Consider the following 20,975-nt stretch of genomic DNA (forward strand, 5'->3'; position numbering starts at 1 on the left):
ATGGTGCATCAACTTTCACGACGTGACTTTCTGCAGAAGACCGGCATCAGTTTCGCCGCCGCCAATCTGCTGGCCGGGCTGCCGAGCCTGGGCTGGGCGTCGCAGGCTGCGCCTAAGAAACGCCTGGTGTTCATCTTCAGCCCTAACGGCGTGATCCCAGACCACTTCTGGCCCAAGACGCTTGGTGCCGACTACGACATGCAGCGGATCCTCAAACCGTTGGAGCCCTTCAAGAAGCAGACGATGACCATCAAGGGCATCGGCAACTTGATCAAGGGAGACGGCGACGGTCACATGCGCGGCATGGGCTGTCTGCTCACCGGGATCGAACTGTTCCCTGGCGACGTCCAAGGGGGTTCCGATACGCCAGCCGGCTGGGCGATGGGCATCTCGGTCGATCAATACCTCAAGAATCAACTGCAAGCCAACGCCGACACGCAAACGCGATTCGGTTCGTTGGAATTCGGCGTGATGGTTCCTGACCGCGCCGATACTTGGACGCGTTGGTCGTACGCCGGGCCGAACCAGCCGGTAGCTCCGATCGACGATCCGTACCAGATGTTCGACAAGATGTACGGCCAGGCCAAGAACCGAGCAATGCTGGCCAGCGTGCTTGACGACCTGACCGAAGACTTCAAAAAGGTCGAAAAACTGATCAGCGTCGAAGACCGGCAACTGCTCGATACGCACATGCAAATGGTCCGAAAGGTCGAGTTGGAACTACAGGCCGAAATGGCGCAGCAGAAAAAGCAGGATGCCGAGCAGTCCGGCGACGAACGAGCCGAACTCGATCACGCCATTCCGGAACTTCCGCCGAATGTTCGCGAAGACAACGACAACATTCCGCAGATCACCAAGATGCAGATCGAACTGATGGTCAACGGCTTCGTCCACGACATGAACCGGATTGCCTCGCTGCAGATTACCAACAGCGTCGGCCAGCCAAAGATGAAGTGGTTGGGCATCGACGAAGGGCACCACGGCCTGTCGCACGAGCCTGACAGTAACGAGGACGCCTACGAAAAGCTGATCAAGATCAACACCTGGTACTGCGAGCAGGTCGCTCATCTGGCTAAACGGCTTTCGGAAACACCTGAGCCAGGCGGTAGTGGCAGCATGCTCGACAACACCACCATCATCTGGACGAACGAACTGGGCAAGGGGAACTCCCACACCCACAACGATATCCCGTTCGTCCTGGTCGGCGGCGGCCTGGGCTTCAAAATGGGTCAGGCCATCGACGTCAAGAAGGTCGCCCACAACCGCTTGCTGCTGAACATCTGCGAAGCGATGGGCTACCCCCAGAAGACCTTCGGCAACCCCGATTACTGCGGCGACGGTCCTTTGACTGGCCTGACCTAATCGGTCGTGTGTGCGCGTGCATCCAAATGCACAGGTGTGGCACCCAAAACACATGTCCCCTCTCCACCGTCTGCGGGGGAGAGGGTTAGTGGGCAGATCGCCGATCGTGCAGCGCATGCGCGAACATCGTTCCTATCGATGTAGAACACTTATCCGGCGATGTTGGGTAAACGCTCGTCCATGCAACCCTCAACTCGGCGAGGGGGGACAGGAATCTATGGGGGCCCGCGTTCTTTCACGTGATCCGTTGTGGGGGCCATGCTGACATCTTTTTGAATTTCATGCCGCATGCAACCAGCCCGTTCTTGCTTGGTTTCCGCATGAGCATGCCCTCGCGGACTTGGGCATGGCACCCGGGAGGTTGGGTGCTGCTTCAGCAGTTTCTTCAGCCGTTTGATCTCGCTCCCTTGCCGGTCGAGTACCTTCAAGTGAAACGAAACCCATGCCATCGCGCGATCCAACTGGCCGGCGGATGGTACCGCTAGTCCGTCGATGATTTTGCTGGTGAATCCTTGATGGCTGTGGTGCCGCGGTTGTTTGGGCCGCGGCGGTTGGGACGTTTGCCGAGCAGTACTTGGTGATGGGGTGGATGTAGGAACCGGCTTGTTTGGCGTAGGCTTTTCCGTACGCGACTGGTTCTGGGGAGGTGATGTGTCGACCTCTTCCTCCTGCGCTGCAGGATCGACCGCAATCACCAGCTGACCGACGACGTCGGCCGGCACTTCCACCATCGTCCCGCACGCAGAGCACACGAAGTACTTGCCCGCGCGCACGACAACCTGGGGCTTACTCTCGTTTGAGAGTTTGCCACGTTGTTCAAGCTGTGCGTGGGATGATGACGACATGGTGGATGCTTTTTCAACTTAGGATGACGTTTTCCGAAGCCCCGTTGGGGCTAAGAGGTCCGTGGAAACCCCCGGAAAGAAAGAGTTCCGAGGTCTTGAAAACAATTTAAGGGCGGAGCGCTTCAGTGAGATAGTGCGCGCGGAAAAAATTTTGCGGATCGTCATCCCACAAAAAAAGAGGGACCGCAGTAAGCACTGCGGTCCCTCTTTCAATTTGTCGAGGTTTTACGTGGTTTAGGATGCCTGGTCCTTGGTCATTTCAGGACGAATTTCCTCCTGGTAGAACTTGCTCCAGGCACGACTCGAGCGGAACTGCTTGTTGTCCATACGCAGCTTTTCCAGCGTGGTTCCATCGAACTTAATGCTCGGGTCCAACTGCTTCCATGCTTCAACCGTTAGGACTTCGGGGCGATCCGCTTCTGCCGAATCCTTTGGGGCTTGGCTACAGGCCATGATTCCAATCAAGAGCATACAGATAAGCCAGTAGGTGAAGGCTCGCATCTTAAGTCATCTCAAAGGGAAAGGAGGTAGAAAAAGTTCACCGCGACGACGCTGTCGCGGTGAAGTGAAATCGTGAGGCAACCAATCGCCTACGGAAGCGAAGCGACTTCGCCACCGGCTCGGGTAAAGATGGCCTGGTAGGTGGTCATGTCGATCGTGGCCGGCACGAAGGAGACCGAGCCATCGACCATTAGGAAGTGAGCGCCGCCAGGGTGCTGACTGCGGAACGCCCCGTACACGGTGGAGGTGTTGTCGTGTTTGTCCAGTTGGATCGCACCCGTTCCCCAGCCGTAATACCCGTAAGACCAAACGGCGCCATAGGAGGTCGAAGGAACACCTTGTGGGGTAAAGTCGGTTTCGCCCACCATGAAGGTGTTCGACGTTCCGTCGGTGATATCACGGAATTTGGTCGGGTCTCGGTGCAGCGGGCCCGGTGGATTGGAGGAATCGGTGAACGTCTTCACGGGGATGATCGCCCCGTCAGCCGCGGTCGCACTCGCGTACAGAAACGCTCCCAGAGGATCGGCTTCGTCAGCGTCGACACAGAACTGATAGCTGCTTGGGGCTCGGCCTTCGGCACCGTAGTAGCCGTCGAGCGAATCGCTGGGCATGGTCATCGTGGGGCAATAGTAGGTGGGAATGATCTCTTGCTGAAGCGTCGCATTGGACCAGCCGTCGCCATCGGGGTCGGCCGTGCTGTTTCGTGCTTCTTCGGGATCCCAACGACGGGCAACGGCATCTTGTTCCAGAAATGGAAGGATCTGTATCCAGCCGGTGGCGTAGGTGTTGGCGTCGTCCCCTTCCACGCGATCGCGAAACGCGTAAGGAAAGTTCAGAAAGGTGTCGTGGAAGTTATTCATCCCGAGGCCAATCTGTTTCATATTGTTGCTACAGCTCAGCCGGCGAGCTGCTTCGCGGGCCTGCTGGACGGCGGGAAGCAATAGGGCGATCAGAATGCCGATGATAGCAATCACTACCAATAGCTCAACCAATGTAAATGCAGTGCGAGACGACCGTGTCGACATCGTAAGATACCTCTGTAAATACCAACCTGGAAATGACTTAGGGCAAGGAAGGGTGCCCTGACGTTTGGGTTGGCTGGCATCACACGACGCGATCGCTGGCTGCGAGAGGACCCAGTTCGCGAGCTGGTTAGATGAAACTGAGTCTCAATTACATTCTTTTTTAAGGGAGCGGAGAGCCGTAGTCAAGGGTCACGGTCGAAGTTTTCACAGACGATGGAGCACGACTGCTGGGCACCCACCAGCAGGACTGTCGAAATGACAATTCTTGCCATTTTGGCAGATGGCCGCAGACTGCCCGTCAGGCGCCCTTTGAGTTCGACCTTTCATAAATCCTTCAGAAATAACAGCTTGTGAATTCTGGGAAATATCACGGCCGCAATTGGCACACACGTTGCATTTCTATCTAGTGCCTCTCGAACAAAAGGCACTCAATAACCCACAAAAAACGAGTTTGCAAACTCAAAGAATTTGCTGAGGTTTTGTTTCAACTTCTGTAGGAACTCTTTATGGAAAGGTTGATCAAAATGGTACGCCCACAAACACAATCCGAATCGAAGTCGCATCCTCTGGCCAACTGGTCGAGCGAGATGGACAACCTGTTTGAGTCGTTCTTCCGTCCGGTACGTCAAAGCGCCTCCGGGGCATGGCTGCCGGCCATGAACATCTCGGAAACCGAAACCGGTTATCAGATCGACTTGGAACTCCCAGGCCTCAATGCCGAGGACGTCAATGTCGAACTGCACGACGGCAAGCTGACCATCTCGGGTGAACGCAAGACCGAAGAGCAGTCCGAAGATCGCCGCTGGCATCGTGTCGAACACGTGTACGGCAAGTTCCAACGAGAACTGAAGCTCGGCACTCCGGTCGACGAAGAAAACGTTTCGGCCAACTTCAAGAACGGTGTGCTCTCGGTCGTGATTCCCAAGTCGGAACACGCCAAGCCCCGCAAGATTGAAGTGACCAACAGCTAACCTTGCACAACCCCGTCGTGCATTTTCGTTGGATGTGAAAGACGCCGGTTCGCGAACCTCTAAGCGGTCGGCGTTTTTTGTTTTCTTGCTTCGCACCCGGCAAGCTTGAGCTTTGCAGGCAGGCCCGCCATACTACTTGGTTGCATCCTTCCTCCTTCATGCCAACCAAGAGTACTGCTTCTCATGGACCGACCGCTCAACTGGAATAGCCGCAATCTGACCCAAGGCTGGCAGCGCGGAGTGACCGCGTTTTACTATGGGCTGAACTTTCAAGAAGAAGACTTCCACAAACCCCAGGTCGGCATCGGGGTGCCCCTTTTGGAAGGGAACCTATGCAACGTACACGCGTACCGCCTGGCGACGCTCATCAAACAAGGCTGCGAAAAGGAAGGGCTCATCGGTTTTCCGTTTGGTACGCCGGCCGTCAGCGACAACATCACCCAGGGGCACGAAGGGGGGAACGCGAGTCTGCCGTCGCGCAACATGATTGCCAACGCGGCCGAATGCGTAACCAGTTCGCATGGCTACGATTTTCTGATCGGCATGCACAACTGCGATAAGAACGGCCCCGGCTTTGCCATGGCATTGGCTCGGCTAAACTACCCGGGGCTGATCATCAACGGCGGCAGCATCAAGCCCGGCTGCCATCGCGGGCAGGATACTTCGATTCTGGACGTCTACGACTCGCAGGCAGCCGCCAGTGTCGGAGCGATGACGCATGCCGAGGCTGACGAGATCCTTCGTACTGCCTGCCCAGGTCCTGGCGGATGCGGGATTGCCGCCTCGTTCAATACGTGGGGGATCGCCCTGGAAGCGATGGGGCTCTCAGCCCCCTATTCCAGCAGCAACCCGGCCGATGATCCCTCGAAAATTGCCGAGTGCGAAGGAATCGGCGCGCTCGTCAAACGGCTGCTGGCCGAAGACATCCGTCCGCGCGACGTCGTTACCCGGGCATCGATGATCAACGCCACGCGGGCCGTCGCCGCGATGGGAGGTTCCACCAACGGGGTGCTGCATCTGTTGGCGCTGGCGCGCGAGGCACACGTCGATTTTCATCTACAAGACATTCAGCAGATCTGCCGCGAGACGCCGGTTCTGTGCAGCTTCGCCCCGCGCGGCAAGCGTACGATGTACGACTTGTTCAAACTCGGCGGCACGCCCATGTTTCTCAAGTATCTGCTTCAGCAGGGGATGCTGAGCGGAGACTGCATCACGGTGACCGGCAAGACGATGGCCGAGAACCTGGCCGACGCGCCTGACATCGACTGGAATCAGGATCTGATCGTGCCGGTCGACAAGCCGTTCAAGCCGTACGCCGACATGCAGATCTGTTTCGGCAACCTGGCGCCCGGCGGGATCGTCTTCAAGGTGAGCAGCATGAAGGAGCCAACCTTTCGCGGTAAGGCCATTTGTTTCGATGATGCCCGCAAGATTGTTGAAGCGGTCGAACGCGACGAGATTCAGCCAGGCAGCGTGATTGTGCTGCGTTACCTGGGACCGGTCGCCTCAGGCATGCCGGAAGTGTTGGTGGCGACCGCGGCCCTGGCGACGCCGAAGCTTGACGGTAAAGTCGCGTTCCTTTCCGATACGCGCGTCTCGGGCGTCTCGCACGGAGCGATTGGCGTGCATTGTGCTCCCGAAGCAGCCGTCGGTGGGCCGATCGCGCTGGTGGAAGATGGGGATGAAATTTCGTTCGATCTGACGGCTGGAGATTTAACGCTGCATGTCGACGATGCCGTGCTCGCCGCGCGTCAGCGCGAATGGCAGGCGCCGGAGATTCCTCGCACGCGCGGCTACCTGGCCGACTTCGCGGCGACCGTCTCGCAAGCGCACCATGGCTGCGTCAGCAAGGCATTTCTGCCGGACGCCGAGTAGGCCCCAACAAGGGCAACGGGGGTCGAACGGGTGTTTGCCAGGGAGTGGGTAGAAAAATTTTTAATGCCCATTTCAAACATCCTCCTTTATCGGTTGCCTAAGGTGGGGTCGTCTTCCATTCGAAATCCCATTTGTGTGGTGACCCGTGACCACCGGAAAATAGTTGGTTAGGATCAGGCCAGACGGCAACTACAAGCGATCCTTATCCACTTGGTGCGACGTATGGACTTACGAGAATCCCTTGGCATTCGCCAACCCGGTGAAGTCTTCGATCCGAAATCGGATCGGCAAGAATTGATTCGCTACATCAACTTGCAACTGATTGCCAACGAACTGCCTCCGGCGCTCGATGCGAGCGATGTGGAATTCGCCGGCCTGGCCAAGGGATTGCTTGCCAACTATCACGAAAAAACGCGGATGCTGTACGATCGTCCGGCTCCGATCGATCAGCGGATCGAAGCGTTCCTGGCCCGCTACTTTGGCGACTTGAATCCCAGCCAGCCGTTGCAACTGCCGCGCAAGAGCTTCACGCTTGAGCGTCACGGCGTTGCCCGCGAGCTTTCGATTCCCGTCAATCGTTCTTCCTTCAAGAGCGAACTGGTCGAATCGTATCGCATTGCCAACGGAGCGCTGCACAATCCGCGGCACGATCGCCGTACCACCAAGGGGACCTTCCACGTCACCGAAGGAGGCTTACCGATCGCCGGCGACAAGCGTGTCGTGCCGCGGGAAGTCTTCATGAAGATGTTCCAGATCGCGGTCAATCCGCCTGAGTCGGACACGCTGCTGCCGTTTACCGCCGATCAAGAGAACGCGGCCCACAGCATTGTTTCGCTTCTCTTGCGGCCGATTGTCTGTCCGGAAGTTCCCGGGGTGACGCCAGAGAAGACCATGGAAGTCCGCTTCTTCGCGCCGGGGCAGTTGGTCAGCAACCTGGACTTCGTCGAATCGATTTTCGGCAACGCCGGCGACCCCTACATCTCGAAGAACAACTCGGCGCTGGATGTCGAGCATTGGACCGGCCACACCGGCTGCGTGATCCTGGCTCCGCATTTGGGAACGCATACCAAGAAGGAACTGGGCCTTCCGCATTGGGACGATGCCACCGAGCGTCAGCGCAACGACTCGATGTGCTGGAAGGAGGACTCCGAACTGTACAACGACGGCATGGCCTTCAAGCTGACCTGCCGCGATGCCAGCGGCGTGGTGGTGACTTTGATCGCCGACAACTACTACGGCTACTGCAAGAAGGAAGTCAAAACGCAGATCAGCTATGCCGCGAACCTGTACGGCGATACGGAAGAAGAGCACGCCGGCGGCTGCATTGCCTACACCAGCTGGAACCTGGGTGACGAGTTTAAGGTCAACAGCCAGAAGTACAACGGCCGCACGATCGACGACGTCATGCAAGACTATGGCGATTTGATTGATTTCCAGCCGGAAGGTTACGGCATCGATAAGAAACACCCCGAGGTGTTCTACATTCCGGAAGATGCCCGGGCCACGATGCTCGATCAGTGCATCAAGTGGACTCGCGACGGCAAGCAGCACAGCCTGCCACTGCTCCCCAACCGGTACTACATTGCGCCATCCGGTTACAAAATCAGGATGGAAAAGCACCCGGCTGCTCCGAGTTGGCGCTTGGTGGGTTCGACCGCCGAAGGGATCTTCTGCCACAAGCCGTGTACCGTGAGCGGTGGCGGTAAGAGCGAAATCAGCAAGTCGCTGACCGACTATACGTTGTACGGTCCGATTTTCGTTTCCGATATCGAGAAGGACCTTGACCAGGTCGAAGAGATCTTCCAGAAAGATTACTCGAAACGCTGGAAGGCGGATTCGACGAAGCGGCCTGACTATTCGGCCAGGCCATCGCGAGCCGTTTTGTCGGCCGATCGAACGCTGGGCAGCGTGATCAAACTGCTGACCCCTTCGATTGAATATACCGACGAGTACAACGAATGGCTGCAGGCCATTCCGCATCACATCACGTCGATGGTCTTCATCATCAAGCGATTGATGCTGCCTGAGTGGGGCGAGAACTGGCGGGATTACTTCGGCGTCGACATCGTGAATGGGGTGCCCGGTCACGAGTTGAAAGTGCTCGATCGGCACCTGGTAGGTACCTACCTGCGAGTTGGCTTCAACAAAGACAATCGCTGGCGAACCTACAAGCTGCGGCAAGACTTCATGCCGTCGGATAAGGTGCAGACCGAGGACGACATCAGCGCTTCGGTGATCGTTCCCAATGCCATGTTGGAAAATTTCGAACCGCAGCCGGGGGGCATTTCCTCGAAGTTTACCATCAACTGCGAGAATCGTTTGTTCCAGCGACCCGATGATGCGATCCATCGCGGTTTCGATAAAAAGACGGAAATCGACCTGGCCAAGCCCAACAATTTTATCTCGAACTTCGAGCCGCTCACCAAAGAGTACGTCGATCAGATGGCGACCCATGCGGTCGACTTCGACGCGTTCACGCAGCCAATGAAGAGCTTTTTGAACAGCTTTCTTGATTCGGAATACGAGTATGTGGTCAGTTCCGCGAATCCGCGCCTGGTCAACGGCGTACCGACCAAGAATCCGCGGTACCTGCAAACGCGGCCAGATCTCGAAAACCCGCTGCCCAAATACGTCGGCGAGATGGGTGTTCGGTTGTATCGCAAGCTGAAGCCAGACCAACCGCTGTATCAGCCGGTGGGGGCGGTCTTGTGCGGACGCCGCAACAATCCGCCAGACAAGGAAGCAGGCATCCGCGGTCTGGCCGTTTACGGTCCGATCCACTACCAGGAACTGCCGGAGCTGTTCATGGACTTCATCGCGTCGCTGACCGGTAAGAGCCCTTCGACCACTGGTGCCGGTAGTGAAGGGGCCCTCACCAAGGGGCCGTTCAACTGCCTGCGTCCGACGGCCGATTTGAACCAGGCATTGGTAGGTTACATCCTCACCGGGCTGGGCGGCTTCTCGACGGCGGCGGGGCACATCGGTCCGAATGTACGTGTCGATCACGACGTCAGTCTGCTCATTCCAGAAGTCTGGTGCCGCCTGACGCCGGAAGAACGCGATCCCGAGTTTCTGATTCGTCAGCGAATGCTCGAGAAGGTCGAAGACTTTGAATACGAAGGGGAAACCATTCCTGGCAGCCGCCTGGGCTACCGCATTACTCGCGGCTTCGTACGGATGTTCTTCGGTCGCGTGTTCGACTATCCGCTGTCGGTCTTTGACGAGTCGATCTTGAAGCCGGAAACGCAAGACATGGAGGCGTACGTCGACGGCATCAAGCACATCGCCGAGGTACAACAGCGAGTCGCCAAGCGCTACTTCGACGATGGCTCGATCGAAGAAGCCTGCCCACCCTTGAAGGCCCTGCTGGCCATCATGGCCGAAGGAAACTACGAAGGCATGACGGTTCACGATCCTGAGTTCCGGACACTGTTCACCCGCGACTCGCTGCTGGCAAGCGACTGGTACAAAGAACGCCTGACCACCAAGCAGCAGCGCGACATCCAGCTGTGGCAGCGTCACATGAAGTCGCTGGAAGACTTCCTGAAGAACTCGGTCTACCTGGAAGACGACATGCAGGAGGAACTCGAGCGACGTAAGCAGTACGTCCAGCGGCAGCTGGCGAAACTGCAGGCTCCCGAGTACCTGCAAAGCCAGATCGGAGCGATCGGCGTCCAGCCGATGTAACACACCGGTCCCCTCTCCCTGCGAGGGAGAGGGGACCGGGAAACGCGAACGTTGGTTCGCGTTTTTTTATGCTTGACTTCACTACCTAGGCTCGCATAATACTGAAAGAGCAGACTACCTGGTGAGGCGAAATAGATGAGCGAACCGACCATCCAAGGCGATCGACTACGCGGGCACTTAGAGGCGATGATCCTGGCGATCCTCGACCGAGAGCCGGCACATGGGTTTGATGTCGTCAAGAAGCTGGAGGCTCGCGGCGAAGGGGCGCTGCAGATGCGGGAAGGAACGATCTACCCGGTTCTTTATCGCATGGAAGCAGCCGGGCTGATCAAAGCGCAGTGGGACGAGTCTGAAGAAGGACGCAAAGGACCCCAACGGAAAGTCTATACGCTGACTCGCAAGGGACAGCGGCAACTGGCCAAGGGACGCGAACAGTGGCAGCATTTCGTGCAGGTGGTCGGCGGAATCATTGGAGGCACGGCATGAATACCGATCTGATGCGTGTCGTCGAGCAAGTGGTTCGACCGCTGCCTGCCCTTAAAGTCAACAAGATGCGGATGCGCATGGAGCTTTATACGCTGCTCGAACAGATCTACCAGGAAGAGCTATCTCAGGACGGCACGAGCGAGACCGCCGCGTTGGAGCGGGCCAGCAGGCGTTTCGGCGATCCAGAACTGTTGCGCGGGGAACTGTTGCAGACGATCCCTCTATCCGAGCGAGCCTGGACGATAGCTGATCGTTTGCTGGTGCGCCGCCGGGAAGGGGAGGGGCTAGTTTGCTTCTGTTTTCGGATCGGACTGCACGCGTGTCTCGGGATGGTGTTGTTTGGTTTGTTGCTTTATGTCGTCGCGACATTCCAGAAGAACGATCCGCCTGAATTATCATTCTGGGGATGGTGGACGCTGGCGATCTTGACGGTTGGTGTGAACAGCTTTTGTTTGACTCTGCTGGGAAACGTGGCACTCGCCGGGTTTCGCCAGATTAAGGGACGCACCCGTTTTGTGGGTCCGCTGCGATTCATCCTGTGCACGCTCGCCGCAGGCCTTTTGATCGCCAGTTCGGAAGTGCTCAACATGTACTATCTCGTCGGTCCTTACTGGAAACTTGGTTATGCCGAGCCGTTCCTTTTTGTCGGGATGATCACGGGCACCATGTTCGCGGTCATCGTCTGGCTGCGAGCCCGCGAGGATGCCCAGTTCCAGCCATGGAACGAGATTTCCCTTCCATCGCAACCATCGGCGATGCGAGGTACGGCATGAATCAAGAATTGATGAAAACAGTCGAGCGAGTCGTGCGTCCACTGCCTTGCGACAAAACGCATAAGAATCGCATGCGAGCCGATTTGTACTCGCAGCTGGAGCGGATCTTCGAAGAAGAGTTGGCGAAAGAACCCAATGAGTCGTTGGCGCTTTCGCGTGCCCAAGACCGTTTTGGTGAGACGGCCCAACTGAAGAAAGAACTGCTGGCGACCATTCCGCGAATCCATCAGTGGCAAACTGCCTTAGATCACTTCATTACCGGTCATCGCGAAGGTAGGTCGACGCTGCGATTCGCCGTAGGGTTTGGATCACGCGCGTCCGTCGTTCTGACTTTGTTTTTTGCAGTGATGATCGGCTGGGGCACGTTTTATTGGCAAGATCCGATCATCTTTGGGATGTGGCCTGCGTTTCTGGCAATTGCTCTGCTGTTTGGGGGCAATTGTTTCACGAACGTGATACTAGGAGACCTAGCCCTGCAAGCGTTTCAGGGCGATTCATTTAGCGCGCGGCTAAAGAAACCTTATCTTCTGGTTCTGGCCGCCGTCGGGGCTGGCTTATCAGTCGCGGTTTCGTTGTTGACTTTGATTGAAGTCGCTTCGCCGGGAGCATACTGGAGCGGGCTGCCAGGTGTGTTCCTCTGGCCAATGGGGATGACGATTGCATTATTTCTAGTCGTCGTCACGCTGATGGCGAAAGTAGAACTGGTCGATCGCCGCTGGTCGCAGCTGAGCTTGGACTAATCCCAGTCTTTGCGAACCTTCAAGAAGCGGCAGAAGGTCTTGGCGATGATGTCTCGTCGCTCGGCGGCGTCTTCCGGCGTTGAGTAGAACTCTTCTTTTTCTTCGTCGAAGATTTCGAGGCAGGCATCTCGTAAAGCAATCAGCTCGGCTTCTTCAGGCGGTCGGGCATTGCAGTGCTCGACCAGGACCCGCAGCATGTCGACCTGGGCCATCAGCATCAGCAGGTCTTCGATCTCGTCGGGGTGCACGAGTTGAGAACGCACCTGATCGGCAATCCCTTCCACGTAGTCGAGTGCCGCGTCGTTCTGGAAATTGCCAAAGCCCCAACTGCCCATGGCTGGCTCCTTTATTTCTTTTGAGGACGAAATGCCTGGATGCGCTCGGGATTGGTCTCCAGGTACGGCCCTTCGACGAGATCAATACAGTACGGTATCGCCGGGAAGACGGCGTCCAGGCATTCCGCAATCGCCTTTGGCTGACCAGGCAGATTGATGATCAGCGAATTGCCGCGAAGTCCGGCCGTTTGGCGGGAAAGAATCGCGGTGGGAACCTTTTCCAGGCTCACCTTGCGCATCAGCTCGCCGAAGCCAGGCATCTCTTTGTCGCAGACCTGGACGGTGACGTCAGGCGTCAGGTCGCGCTTGGCAGGGCCGGTTCCGCCAGTGGTGATGATCAGGCAGCAGCCGACGTCGTCCGACAGACCAATCAGCGTTTGGGCGATCGTGTCGCGATCATCGGGAATCACTTTCGCGACGGCTTCCCACGGCGAGGACATCACCTGGTCGAGGTACTCGCGAATGGCGGGACCCCCTCGGTCTTCGTAGTCGCCTCGCGAGGCACGATCCGAAACGGTCACAATCCCAATTTTCGCAGGTGTGTTGGGCATTGGATGACTTCCTGTCCCCTCGCCCCCGTCCTCGTGGGAGAGGGTTAGGGTGAGGGGGCGAGCAATTATGATGTCGTCAAATCAGCAAGAGCGGAGGGAGAATACAGTATCCAGCTCGTCGTCTAGCGAAGTTCAAAAACCCCTCACCCTTGCCCTCTCCCCTCGGGGGAGAGGGAACTAAATGCGGCTTGGCCTCCGTGGTGTATGCGTTAGGACACCATCGGTTCCGAAAGTTCCGCGATCGATTGGAGATTGCCTGCCGAATCGAGGCTGGCCTCGGCGAAGCTGTCTTCCGTTTCCCAGATGGCGACTTTGCGGCAAGTGACCCCGGTTCCCTTGAGCAGCTTGGGGCAGACCTTTTCCAGCAGATAGGTCGCCATGCTCTCGGCGGTCGGGTTGGTCGGCAGAACGTACATCTTGCACGGTACGACCTGCTTGAGGGCGTTGATCCCGTTATCGTCGTCTTCGTTCAAGATGAACGCGTGATCCCAGTGTTCGTCGATCCACCCTTTGAACAGGCGTTTCAGTTCGGCGAAATCAATCACGCGGCCGACGTCGTCAACCTCGTCGCCGCTGACGTGAAAATCGGCAACGTAATTATGACCGTGGAAGAACTCGCACTTCCCGCCGTGCTTGTAAAGTCGATGTCCGGCACAAAACTTGATGCGCCGCATAATGCTCAGGCTCATATCATTCTCCCTGGATCAGTTTCCAGGATTGGGAGGCCCGGTGATGGGGCCAAATGCTTCTTCTACGGACTATTCTCGGGAATTGTGCCAGCCGAGGCAAGGACTTGCAGTTCGGGCGAATCTGTACCCGTCGTCTCCGGCGGGCGCTGAAATCGCTGCAGATCGAGTGTCGGTCGCCACGTGATTTTTCGCAGAAGTAGCCCCAGTAGCACCGCTACGCCAGCGAACACCGCGGCCTTAGGCAAATCGGTCAAGCCGAACGGCTGGTTCCAGAACTTCCAAAACAGCACGAAAACAAAACTGCTGACCAGGATCGACAGTTCGACGCCGCCGGCGAAGTCGGTTCGTCCGAGACGTTTGAGAACCGGCCAGATCACAACGGATACCAGCAAACTCAGCGCCGCAATCACGAAGGTGGCCTGCCACCCAAAGTACATCCCGGCGGCAACCATCATGATCGGAATCCCCAGGCGGCGTGAGTGATCGTCCTGGGTCGGCCGCGAAACGAAAGCTCGCATGAGCATCCCCCACACGGTACCGGCAGCTGCTCCGCAGAGAACCGTCAAAAAGACTTCCAACCGCTGGGCATCGATAACGCTTCCCAGGTCCATGCTGCCGAAACGTACCGGGTAGAGGTCAGGCCGGATCATCGGTCCCAAAAAGCCCGCACCGTAGCCCAGCACGCAAAGGGTCAGGGGCATGCGCGAGCGGTCCCAGGCAATCATCGCCCAGCACACCATCAGGCTGAACAGATAACAGTGGAACACGTAGATCGAAAGCAGCGGGAACTGCAGTTCCAGCATGGCACGCGAATGGCTAATCCGAACGGCATCAATGCCAGGCAGGTTGCCGCCACCGCTAAGCACTTCAAACTGCAGTAGCAGCAGAAAGATGAGCCCCACGACCGTTTCGATGATGGGGTAACGCGGCGAGATCGGCAGCCGACAGGTTCGGCAGCGTCCACCGAGCATGATCCAGCCCAGCACCGGGACGTTGTCGTTCCATTTGAGCTGGGTACTGCAGTAGGGGCAGCGCGACGGCCGGGAAACGACCGTTTCCCCCCGCGGCATCCGCCAGATGACGACGTTCAGGAAGCTTCCGACGGTGGCTCCAAAGAAGAAGAACCACGCGTAGAGGAAGCCGGCGATCAGGATCGATTGAATCCACTGCACCTGGTCCAGCCGGTTCTGGCGGCTGACGAAGTCCTCGTCGGTACCGGCCAGCCAAAGCATCTCAAATGCCGGCCACGCCAGGACCGCGCCTACGCCCAGACACACCACGACCGCGATCGTGTAGCGAAGCCAGGTGAGTCGAGACTGTGAGCGGGGCATGATGCTTTCTGCCGGGGCAAAGGATCCAAAGGGAAGGGGCTATTTTAGAACGACTTAGGGAAAAAACCCAGGGTATGGCCGCAACTGTTCCGCTGCGGTTGTGCGGCGAAAATCGTCTCCGTTAGTACCTAATAGATAGGTGACAACTGATGATTAGCTGGCTAAACTGCAAGTCCGTTCCTGCCCCCTGTGGAGTGGAATCATCCTACCTCTGGCTCGCATCACGATGGACAACGATGGATCTCGATAATCCTTTCCGTACGCCGACCGAAGATTCCTCCGGCAATGCTGTCAGCAGCAATTCGATTCGCATCGAGCCGTTCCAGGTGCGGGCTTCCGGCTTCCATTGCCGCGTCTTAACCGAAGCTCAAGTGAGCGAGATGCTCGCCAAAGAACTGGCCACTTTTTGCGGTGAGCAGGGCTTCGAAATCATCAATGGCAAGGCGCAATACACGATCAAGGGGGAGATCGTCAAAATCGACCAGGGGAATCAACTGCTGCGGTACCTCCTGCCGTATCTGGCCGGTGAGGCGATGGTCGAGATTCATGGAGAAGTCGTCCAAGGAACTCACTCCAGCAAGACATTCCACATCAAGAAGACCTTCTCGATGGGGGTTTTCGGTGGAAGCAGCAAAGGGATGATCAAGGATGGCTTGCGGCTCGCAGCGATGAAGATTGCCGCGGATGCTGGCCTGGTTGGGCATCAAACGTCGGGCCTCAAACGAGGCGGCAGCGGCGGCGCGGCGCTCGATCCGATGAATACCTGGTTGTACCTGGGGCTGGTCGCGCTTGCCGCGCTGATTGCCGCGTTGATTGTGGGGAACGTTGCCAATGGCTGGGCTCTTGCGGCTCCAGAACGGCACGACGGCATCGCCATGGAAGACCGCGGCGGTTGGGTCCTGCTTCAGGGTGTGCTGGCTTTTATTTCGATCTTGTTTGGGGGCCTCGCCGCTGCGCCCGACAGCGTGCTCAAAAGTAGTGGGATGATTTGGCTTCGTGCCAATGCTGGGGTGAAGTCGATCATCGCCCAACGAATCTTGTTGGGGATTTTATGCGCCGTGCCAATTCTGTTGGCTCACCTAAGCAAGCTCCTCATGTGAAATAATAGTAGGGGAGAGTTTCGCGGATGGCTCAAAATTCCCCTAAACTCGCGGCCGCCAGCCTGGCATTGGCGCGATAAGGCATTGATCGATTGGCTCGATCCGTCGAATCAATGATTGCCGTGGCAACGGCTACCCGCAAACCGCAAATTTCGCGGAACGGATCTTGCTCAATTGTGCCGACCGTTCCTACAATTCTGCGATATAGTGCCCGAGGCATGCCAGACCTGAACTCTTAACCCCAAGGTCTGCCCCGGTGCAGCTCGCTTAAGTGCTGTCCTGGGATGGCCAATCCGTTCGACTTCGAGATCCTGCCACAGCCGGATGACACGACCTGTGGGCCGACGAGCCTGCATGCCGTCTACCAGTACTTTGGCCTGAACTTAGATCTTCACCAGTTAATCTCGGAAGTACCCAGCTTAGAGCAGGGTGGAACCCTCGGCGTGATGCTGGGGATCGACGCCCTGCGGCGCGGCTTCGAGGCGACCATCTTCACGTACAACCTCGAGGTCTTCGACCCGATCTGGTTCACGCGAAGCTATGACCTGACCGAGCGTCTCGAGGCTCAGCTGACCGTCAAGTCCGACCCCAAGCTGCACCTGGCCAGCAAGGCCTACATCGAGTACCTGGCTTTGGGCGGAAAGATCAAGATGCGGGATCTCAGCGCGATGTTGATCAGTCGCTACTTGCATCAATCGGTCCCGATTCTCACCGGGCTCAGCTCGACCTATTTATATAGTGGGCCGCGCGAGCACGGCTTGAAGAACACGCCGGACGACATTCGCGGGCTGCCCCAGGGGCACTTTGTCGTTTTGTACGGAATGAACGAAAACCAGGATCGCGTTTATGTCGCCGATCCCTATCTGCCCAATCCACTGGGCGAGATGCATCACTATCCAGTCAGCTTTGATCGGCTGGTGTGCTCGATTTTGTTGGGCATCCTGACCTATGACTCGAACCTGTTGGTGATCGAGCCCAAGAAAGAGGGCTCGATCACCAAAGCCAAGATCGCCCCATGATGGCTTAATCCATTCCAGCGGGCAGCTACCCCATGCTGCCGGCTCGTTCTTCGCCCCATTCGCTCCGACGCATAGAAACTTTCCCATGGCAATTTTGATAGTGACCGACCAGACCGACCGCTGGCCAAGCGACGGCCCCAGCGTGGAAGTGGTCGATCCGAAGGCCTACATCACTCAGCCGCAGTACAGCGAAATGCGCGGCGCGAAGGTCTTTAACCTTTGTCAAACGTATCGGTATCAAAGCGTGGGCTATTACGTCTCGCTGTTGGCCGAGGCCCGCGGTCATCGTCCGGTGCCGAGCGTTGCCGCGATGCAAGACTGGAAGACCCGCAGCATCATTCGGCTGGTCAGCGAAGATCTGGACGAGTTGATTCAGAAGTCGCTCGCTCCGATCAAATCGAATAAGTTCACGCTCAGTATCTACTTCGGCAAGAACATGGCCAAGCGGTACGATACGCTGGCCTGGCGACTGTTCAACCTGTTTCAAGCTCCGCTTCTGCGTGCCAAGTTCATGCAGGAAAAGGAGCGCTGGCAGTTGACCAGTGTCGGGGGCATCTCGGCCGCGGACGTCCCGGAGGCTCACTGGCCGTTCATCGTGGAAACGGCACTCGATCACTTCTCGAAACGCCGCAGCGTTGCGAAGGTCAAAAAGACCCGCTTCGACATGGCCATCCTGCGTAATCCTAAAGATCCCGAACCCCCTTCGGATGAAGTCGCACTGCAGAAGTTTGCCAAGGCCGCGGCGCAACAGGGAGTGTCGACCGAGTACATCTCTCGAGACGACTACGGCCGCCTGGCCGAGTTCGACGCGCTGTTCATCCGCGATACCACAGCCGTGAATCACTACACTTATCGTTTCGCTCGCCGCGCCCATGCCGAAGGGCTGGTGGTGATCGACGATCCGACTTCCATTTTACTGTGCACCAACAAGGTGTACCTGGCGGAACTGCTGTCGCGGCATAAGATCCCCGTTCCCAAGACGGTGGTCGTGCATCGCGACAATGCCGATACGTTGGGCGAAGAGTTGGGCTTTCCATGCGTGCTCAAGCGGCCGGACAGTGCGTTTTCGCTCGGCGTGGTCAAGGTGAAGACGCCGGATGAACTGCAGCAGAAGCTGAAAGAGTTCTTTGCCGATTCAGAGTTGATCATCGCCCAAGAGTTCCTGCCGACCGACTTTGATTGGCGGATTGGCATCTTCGATCGGCAGCCGCTGTATGCCTGTAAGTATTTTATGGCCAAGGGGCACTGGCAGATCATCAAGCACGAGAACGCCAACCGCGGACGCTACGGCAAGCTGGAAACACTGCCGGTAGAACTGGCTCCCCGTAAGGCGGTCCAGGTAGCTCTCAAGGCGGCCAATTTGATTGGGGATGGTCTGTACGGGGTCGACGTTAAAGAGTCCGATGGCAAGTTTTCGGTCATCGAAGTCAACGACAATCCCAACATCAACTCCGGCTGTGAAGATGCCGTACTGAAAGAGGAGTTGTATCGACGCATGGTGTCGATCTTCGTACGGCGAATCGAACAACAGAAAGCAGGCGTGGCCTAAGTCGCGCCAGGTAGCCCTGCTTGAACCAGTGCTGGGCTGCTCAACGAATTGAAAACAGAACCATCCTTTCCAATTTTGCTTAAGGCAACCAACCGTATGTTGGCCGAACCGTCCCGGTCCGCGAAAGACTCGATCCCGCTGTTTGAAGCGTTCGGCGTGGAGGTCGAGTACATGATCGTGCATGAAAATTCGCTCGACGTCGCGCCGATCGCCGATCAACTGCTGCGCGACGAAGAGGGTAACCCGAGCGAAGAGATCGAACGGGGAGACATTGCCTGGTCGAATGAGCTGGCGCTACACGTGGTCGAACTGAAGACCAACGGCCCTGTCGATTCGCTAGTTGGTCTGGCTGCGCGGTTTCAAGCCAACGTCAACGACGTCAACGAGCGTCTGGGGAGCATCGGCGCTCGTCTGATGCCCAGTGCGATGCATCCCTGGATGCGTCCGGATGTGGAAATGAAGTTGTGGCCGCATGGCCATAACGAAGTTTACGAAGCGTTCAACGTGATCTTTAATTGCTGCGGCCACGGCTGGGCGAATTTGCAGAGCTGCCACCTGAATCTGCCGTTTGACGGAGATGAAGAGTTTGGTCGATTGCATGCGGCGATTCGTTTGCTGCTGCCGATCTTGCCGGCGCTGACAGCCAGTAGCCCCGTTTGCGAACGGCAGTTGACACTCCACCTGGATCACCGGCTCGAGACGTATCGCCACAATGCCGACCGGATTCCGCAAGTCGCTGGCGTGGTGATTCCCGAAGGTTTTTATACCGAGCACGACTACCGCCAGTTTGTTCTCGAGCCAATCTATCAGGCGATGGCACCGTTGGACCTGGCCGGCGTGCTGCGGCACGAATGGGTGAACAGTCGCGGTGCGATCGCTCGCTTCATGAGAAACACGATCGAGATTCGCGTGATGGACGTCCAGGAGCACCCGGCGGCGGATGTGGCGATCTGCCAGTTGGTGGCCAACGTCGCCAAGGCCTTGACCGAAGAAACATGGTGTTCGGTGGCCGCTCAGCAACAGGCCGAAACGTTGCGACTTCGCGATATCTTCCTAAACGTGGTCGACAATGCCGACGAAACGATGATCATCGACCCGGACTATCTTCAATTCTTCGGCTGGGACCAGGGGATCTGCACCGCAGGCGATCTGTGGCGATCGCTGGCTCAGCGTTTCCCCGTGGAAGAAAAGCCACTCCGCGATGCGCTCGATACGATCCTGAGCGAAGGCCCGCTTTCCCGACGGATTGTGACGGCGCTAGAAGACAACTTGCTAGAGCGGTTACCCATCGTCTATCGCGAACTTTGCGATTGCCTGCAAGAGGGGCGTTCGTTTCGACCTGCTGAATTGAACGTTCGATGAGTTCGCGCCCCAGACATTCGGTCCTCTTTACCTGTGAGCATGGCGGCAATCGGATTCCGAAGAGGTATGCCGCGCGCTTCATCGATCACCAGGAACTTCTGCAGACGCATCGGGGCTGGGACCCAGGCACGCTCCAAATGGGCACGTACTTTCATCAGCGGATTCCGTCCCAAATGTTTGCCAGCCAGACGTCACGGCTGCTGATCGACCTGAACCGATCCGAAGGGCATCCGTCTCTCTTTTCCAAGCTGGTGCCCCCGCCGGGTGATTCGCAGCGGAACGAACTGCTGGAGACTTACTACCGTCCCTGGCGACGGGAGGTGGCCGATTGGATTTCGCGCCAGGTACGTCAAAAGCAGTTTGTCTGGCATCTCTCGTTTCATAGCTTCACCCCAGAGCTTAATGGAGAAGTGCGTACCGCCGAGATTGGTTTGTTGTACGATCCTGGACGTTTGCCGGAACGAGCTTTCTGCGATCGCTGGCGAAAGAAGATCCGCGAGACGTTCCCCACGTTTCGCGTCCGCAGGAACTACCCCTACCGTGGCGTTGCCGACGGACACACGACCTCTTTGCGGAAGCGATTCTCCACCAATCAATACGCCGGGATTGAATTGGAAGTCAATCAGCAGCTTTTCCTGCAACCCAGCGGTAAAGTGAAGAAGTTGATTGCCGGGCTCTATCAAAGCTGGAGTCTGGCCCTGCAGCAGACGTCAGGAGCCAAGTGAAGATCGGGGGGCTTCCTCACGTTGGACTTGGCTGATCGGCACGGTTTAC

General features: G+C 57.3%; 19 protein-coding genes. 12 read left to right on the plus strand and 7 right to left on the minus strand.

All coding sequences use genetic code 11. From position 1 onward, the window contains the following. A complete protein-coding gene (locus tag Pan97_RS03750) occupies positions 1–1,362 on the plus strand; it encodes a DUF1552 domain-containing protein (protein ID WP_144970811.1) in 1,362 nt (453 codons plus the stop codon). A 215-nt stretch (positions 1,363–1,577) separates the two neighbouring features. On the opposite strand, the gene Pan97_RS03755 is transcribed toward Pan97_RS03750, so the two are convergent. From Pan97_RS03755 to Pan97_RS03765, 3 genes are all read right to left on the minus strand, one after another. Beyond that, a complete protein-coding gene (locus tag Pan97_RS03755; RefSeq protein WP_144970812.1) occupies positions 1,578–2,207 on the minus strand; it encodes a hypothetical protein in 630 nt (209 codons plus the stop codon). Positions 2,208–2,441: 234 nt separating this feature from the next. After that, positions 2,442–2,708 (minus strand): hypothetical protein, encoded by a 267-nt coding sequence (locus tag Pan97_RS03760; protein ID WP_144970813.1) that lies wholly within the window; start codon positions 2,706–2,708, stop codon positions 2,442–2,444. A gap of 89 nt (positions 2,709–2,797) precedes the next feature. Then, the gene (locus tag Pan97_RS03765; RefSeq protein ID WP_144970814.1) at positions 2,798–3,733 is read right to left on the minus strand and encodes a DUF1559 domain-containing protein; all 936 of its coding nucleotides are present in this window, start codon (positions 3,731–3,733) and stop codon (positions 2,798–2,800) included. A 524-nt stretch (positions 3,734–4,257) separates the two neighbouring features. On the opposite strand from Pan97_RS03765, the gene Pan97_RS03770 reads away from it, so the two are divergent. From Pan97_RS03770 to Pan97_RS03795, 6 genes are all read left to right on the plus strand, one after another. After that, the gene (locus Pan97_RS03770) at positions 4,258–4,704 is read left to right on the plus strand and encodes an Hsp20/alpha crystallin family protein (protein WP_165698598.1); all 447 of its coding nucleotides are present in this window, start codon (positions 4,258–4,260) and stop codon (positions 4,702–4,704) included. A 183-nt stretch (positions 4,705–4,887) separates the two neighbouring features. Next, positions 4,888–6,579: a dihydroxy-acid dehydratase gene (ilvD, locus tag Pan97_RS03775; protein ID WP_144970816.1), complete on the plus strand. Its 1,692-nt coding sequence runs from the start codon at positions 4,888–4,890 to the stop codon at positions 6,577–6,579. A 222-nt stretch (positions 6,580–6,801) separates the two neighbouring features. Continuing rightward, complete coding sequence (locus Pan97_RS03780) at positions 6,802–10,266, plus strand: hypothetical protein (protein ID WP_144970817.1); 3,465 nt, start codon at positions 6,802–6,804, stop codon at positions 10,264–10,266. Between the two features lie 135 nt (positions 10,267–10,401). Beyond that, positions 10,402–10,752, plus strand: a complete 351-nt coding sequence (locus tag Pan97_RS03785; protein WP_144970818.1) for a PadR family transcriptional regulator — start codon at positions 10,402–10,404, stop codon at positions 10,750–10,752. Beyond that, positions 10,749–11,525 (plus strand): hypothetical protein, encoded by a 777-nt coding sequence (locus Pan97_RS03790; protein ID WP_144970819.1) that lies wholly within the window; start codon positions 10,749–10,751, stop codon positions 11,523–11,525. The genes Pan97_RS03785 and Pan97_RS03790 overlap by 4 nt, the downstream gene beginning before the upstream one ends. Continuing rightward, positions 11,522–12,265, plus strand: coding sequence for a hypothetical protein (locus tag Pan97_RS03795; protein WP_144970820.1), 744 nt, complete (start codon positions 11,522–11,524; stop codon positions 12,263–12,265). Before Pan97_RS03790 ends, Pan97_RS03795 begins: the two co-directional genes overlap by 4 nt. On the opposite strand, the gene Pan97_RS03800 is transcribed toward Pan97_RS03795, so the two are convergent. The 4 genes from Pan97_RS03800 to Pan97_RS03815 form a co-directional block, all read right to left on the minus strand. Continuing rightward, on the minus strand, positions 12,262–12,600 hold the full coding sequence (locus Pan97_RS03800) for an NAD(P)H-dependent oxidoreductase (protein ID WP_144970821.1): 339 nt from the start codon (positions 12,598–12,600) through the stop codon (positions 12,262–12,264). The genes Pan97_RS03795 and Pan97_RS03800 overlap by 4 nt on opposite strands. Before the next feature lie 11 nt (positions 12,601–12,611). Next, positions 12,612–13,151, minus strand: coding sequence for a molybdopterin adenylyltransferase (gene mog / locus Pan97_RS03805; RefSeq protein WP_144970822.1), 540 nt, complete (start codon positions 13,149–13,151; stop codon positions 12,612–12,614). A gap of 209 nt (positions 13,152–13,360) precedes the next feature. Further along, a complete protein-coding gene (locus Pan97_RS03810) occupies positions 13,361–13,840 on the minus strand; it encodes a 6-pyruvoyl trahydropterin synthase family protein (protein WP_144970823.1) in 480 nt (159 codons plus the stop codon). A 62-nt stretch (positions 13,841–13,902) separates the two neighbouring features. Beyond that, positions 13,903–15,171 carry a prepilin peptidase gene (locus Pan97_RS03815; protein WP_196782271.1) on the minus strand — a complete coding sequence of 423 codons (1,269 nt, stop codon included), beginning with the start codon at positions 15,169–15,171 and terminating at the stop codon, positions 13,903–13,905. Between the two features lie 236 nt (positions 15,172–15,407). On the opposite strand from Pan97_RS03815, the gene Pan97_RS03820 reads away from it, so the two are divergent. The 5 genes from Pan97_RS03820 (at position 15,408) to Pan97_RS03840 (ending at position 20,926) form a co-directional block, all read left to right on the plus strand. Continuing rightward, entirely contained in the window at positions 15,408–16,271 is an 864-nt protein-coding gene (locus tag Pan97_RS03820; RefSeq protein WP_165698599.1) for a DUF4410 domain-containing protein, read from the plus strand. A 284-nt stretch (positions 16,272–16,555) separates the two neighbouring features. Further along, positions 16,556–17,290 carry a C39 family peptidase gene (locus tag Pan97_RS03825; RefSeq protein ID WP_144970825.1) on the plus strand — a complete coding sequence of 245 codons (735 nt, stop codon included), beginning with the start codon at positions 16,556–16,558 and terminating at the stop codon, positions 17,288–17,290. Positions 17,291–17,375: 85 nt separating this feature from the next. Next, the gene (locus Pan97_RS03830; RefSeq protein ID WP_144970826.1) at positions 17,376–18,839 is read left to right on the plus strand and encodes a RimK family protein; all 1,464 of its coding nucleotides are present in this window, start codon (positions 17,376–17,378) and stop codon (positions 18,837–18,839) included. 96 nt (positions 18,840–18,935) lie between these two features. Continuing rightward, the gene (locus tag Pan97_RS03835) at positions 18,936–20,201 is read left to right on the plus strand and encodes a carboxylate-amine ligase (RefSeq protein ID WP_144970827.1); all 1,266 of its coding nucleotides are present in this window, start codon (positions 18,936–18,938) and stop codon (positions 20,199–20,201) included. Beyond that, positions 20,198–20,926 carry an N-formylglutamate amidohydrolase gene (locus Pan97_RS03840; protein WP_144970828.1) on the plus strand — a complete coding sequence of 243 codons (729 nt, stop codon included), beginning with the start codon at positions 20,198–20,200 and terminating at the stop codon, positions 20,924–20,926. The genes Pan97_RS03835 and Pan97_RS03840 overlap by 4 nt, the downstream gene beginning before the upstream one ends. Positions 20,927–20,975: the final 49 nt, after the last annotated feature.

The organism is Bremerella volcania (assembly GCF_007748115.1).
Taxonomy (GTDB): domain Bacteria; phylum Planctomycetota; class Planctomycetia; order Pirellulales; family Pirellulaceae; genus Bremerella; species Bremerella volcania.

Excerpts from the sequence above, each read along its gene's own strand:
- Pan97_RS03835 (WP_144970827.1), top strand. The coding sequence starts at position 18,936 with ATGTTGGCCGAACCGTCCCGGTCCGCGAAAGACTCGATCCCGCTGTTT.
- Pan97_RS03750 (WP_144970811.1), top strand. The coding sequence starts at position 1 with ATGGTGCATCAACTTTCACGACGTGACTTTCTGCAGAAGACCGGCATC.
- Pan97_RS03760 (WP_144970813.1), bottom strand. The coding sequence starts at position 2,708 with ATGCGAGCCTTCACCTACTGGCTTATCTGTATGCTCTTGATTGGAATC.
- Pan97_RS03810 (WP_144970823.1), bottom strand. The coding sequence starts at position 13,840 with ATGAGCCTGAGCATTATGCGGCGCATCAAGTTTTGTGCCGGACATCGA.
- Pan97_RS03790 (WP_144970819.1), top strand. The coding sequence starts at position 10,749 with ATGAATACCGATCTGATGCGTGTCGTCGAGCAAGTGGTTCGACCGCTG.
- Pan97_RS03825 (WP_144970825.1), top strand. The coding sequence starts at position 16,556 with ATGGCCAATCCGTTCGACTTCGAGATCCTGCCACAGCCGGATGACACG.
- Pan97_RS03840 (WP_144970828.1), top strand. The coding sequence starts at position 20,198 with ATGAGTTCGCGCCCCAGACATTCGGTCCTCTTTACCTGTGAGCATGGC.
- Pan97_RS03780 (WP_144970817.1), top strand. The coding sequence starts at position 6,802 with ATGGACTTACGAGAATCCCTTGGCATTCGCCAACCCGGTGAAGTCTTC.
- Pan97_RS03795 (WP_144970820.1), top strand. The coding sequence starts at position 11,522 with ATGAATCAAGAATTGATGAAAACAGTCGAGCGAGTCGTGCGTCCACTG.
- Pan97_RS03820 (WP_165698599.1), top strand. The coding sequence starts at position 15,408 with ATGGATCTCGATAATCCTTTCCGTACGCCGACCGAAGATTCCTCCGGC.
- Pan97_RS03765 (WP_144970814.1), bottom strand. The coding sequence starts at position 3,733 with ATGTCGACACGGTCGTCTCGCACTGCATTTACATTGGTTGAGCTATTG.
- Pan97_RS03815 (WP_196782271.1), bottom strand. The coding sequence starts at position 15,171 with ATGCCCCGCTCACAGTCTCGACTCACCTGGCTTCGCTACACGATCGCG.
- ilvD (WP_144970816.1), top strand. The coding sequence starts at position 4,888 with ATGGACCGACCGCTCAACTGGAATAGCCGCAATCTGACCCAAGGCTGG.
- Pan97_RS03830 (WP_144970826.1), top strand. The coding sequence starts at position 17,376 with ATGGCAATTTTGATAGTGACCGACCAGACCGACCGCTGGCCAAGCGAC.
- Pan97_RS03800 (WP_144970821.1), bottom strand. The coding sequence starts at position 12,600 with ATGGGCAGTTGGGGCTTTGGCAATTTCCAGAACGACGCGGCACTCGAC.
- Pan97_RS03755 (WP_144970812.1), bottom strand. The coding sequence starts at position 2,207 with ATGTCGTCATCATCCCACGCACAGCTTGAACAACGTGGCAAACTCTCA.
- Pan97_RS03785 (WP_144970818.1), top strand. The coding sequence starts at position 10,402 with ATGAGCGAACCGACCATCCAAGGCGATCGACTACGCGGGCACTTAGAG.
- mog (WP_144970822.1), bottom strand. The coding sequence starts at position 13,151 with ATGCCCAACACACCTGCGAAAATTGGGATTGTGACCGTTTCGGATCGT.
- Pan97_RS03770 (WP_165698598.1), top strand. The coding sequence starts at position 4,258 with ATGGTACGCCCACAAACACAATCCGAATCGAAGTCGCATCCTCTGGCC.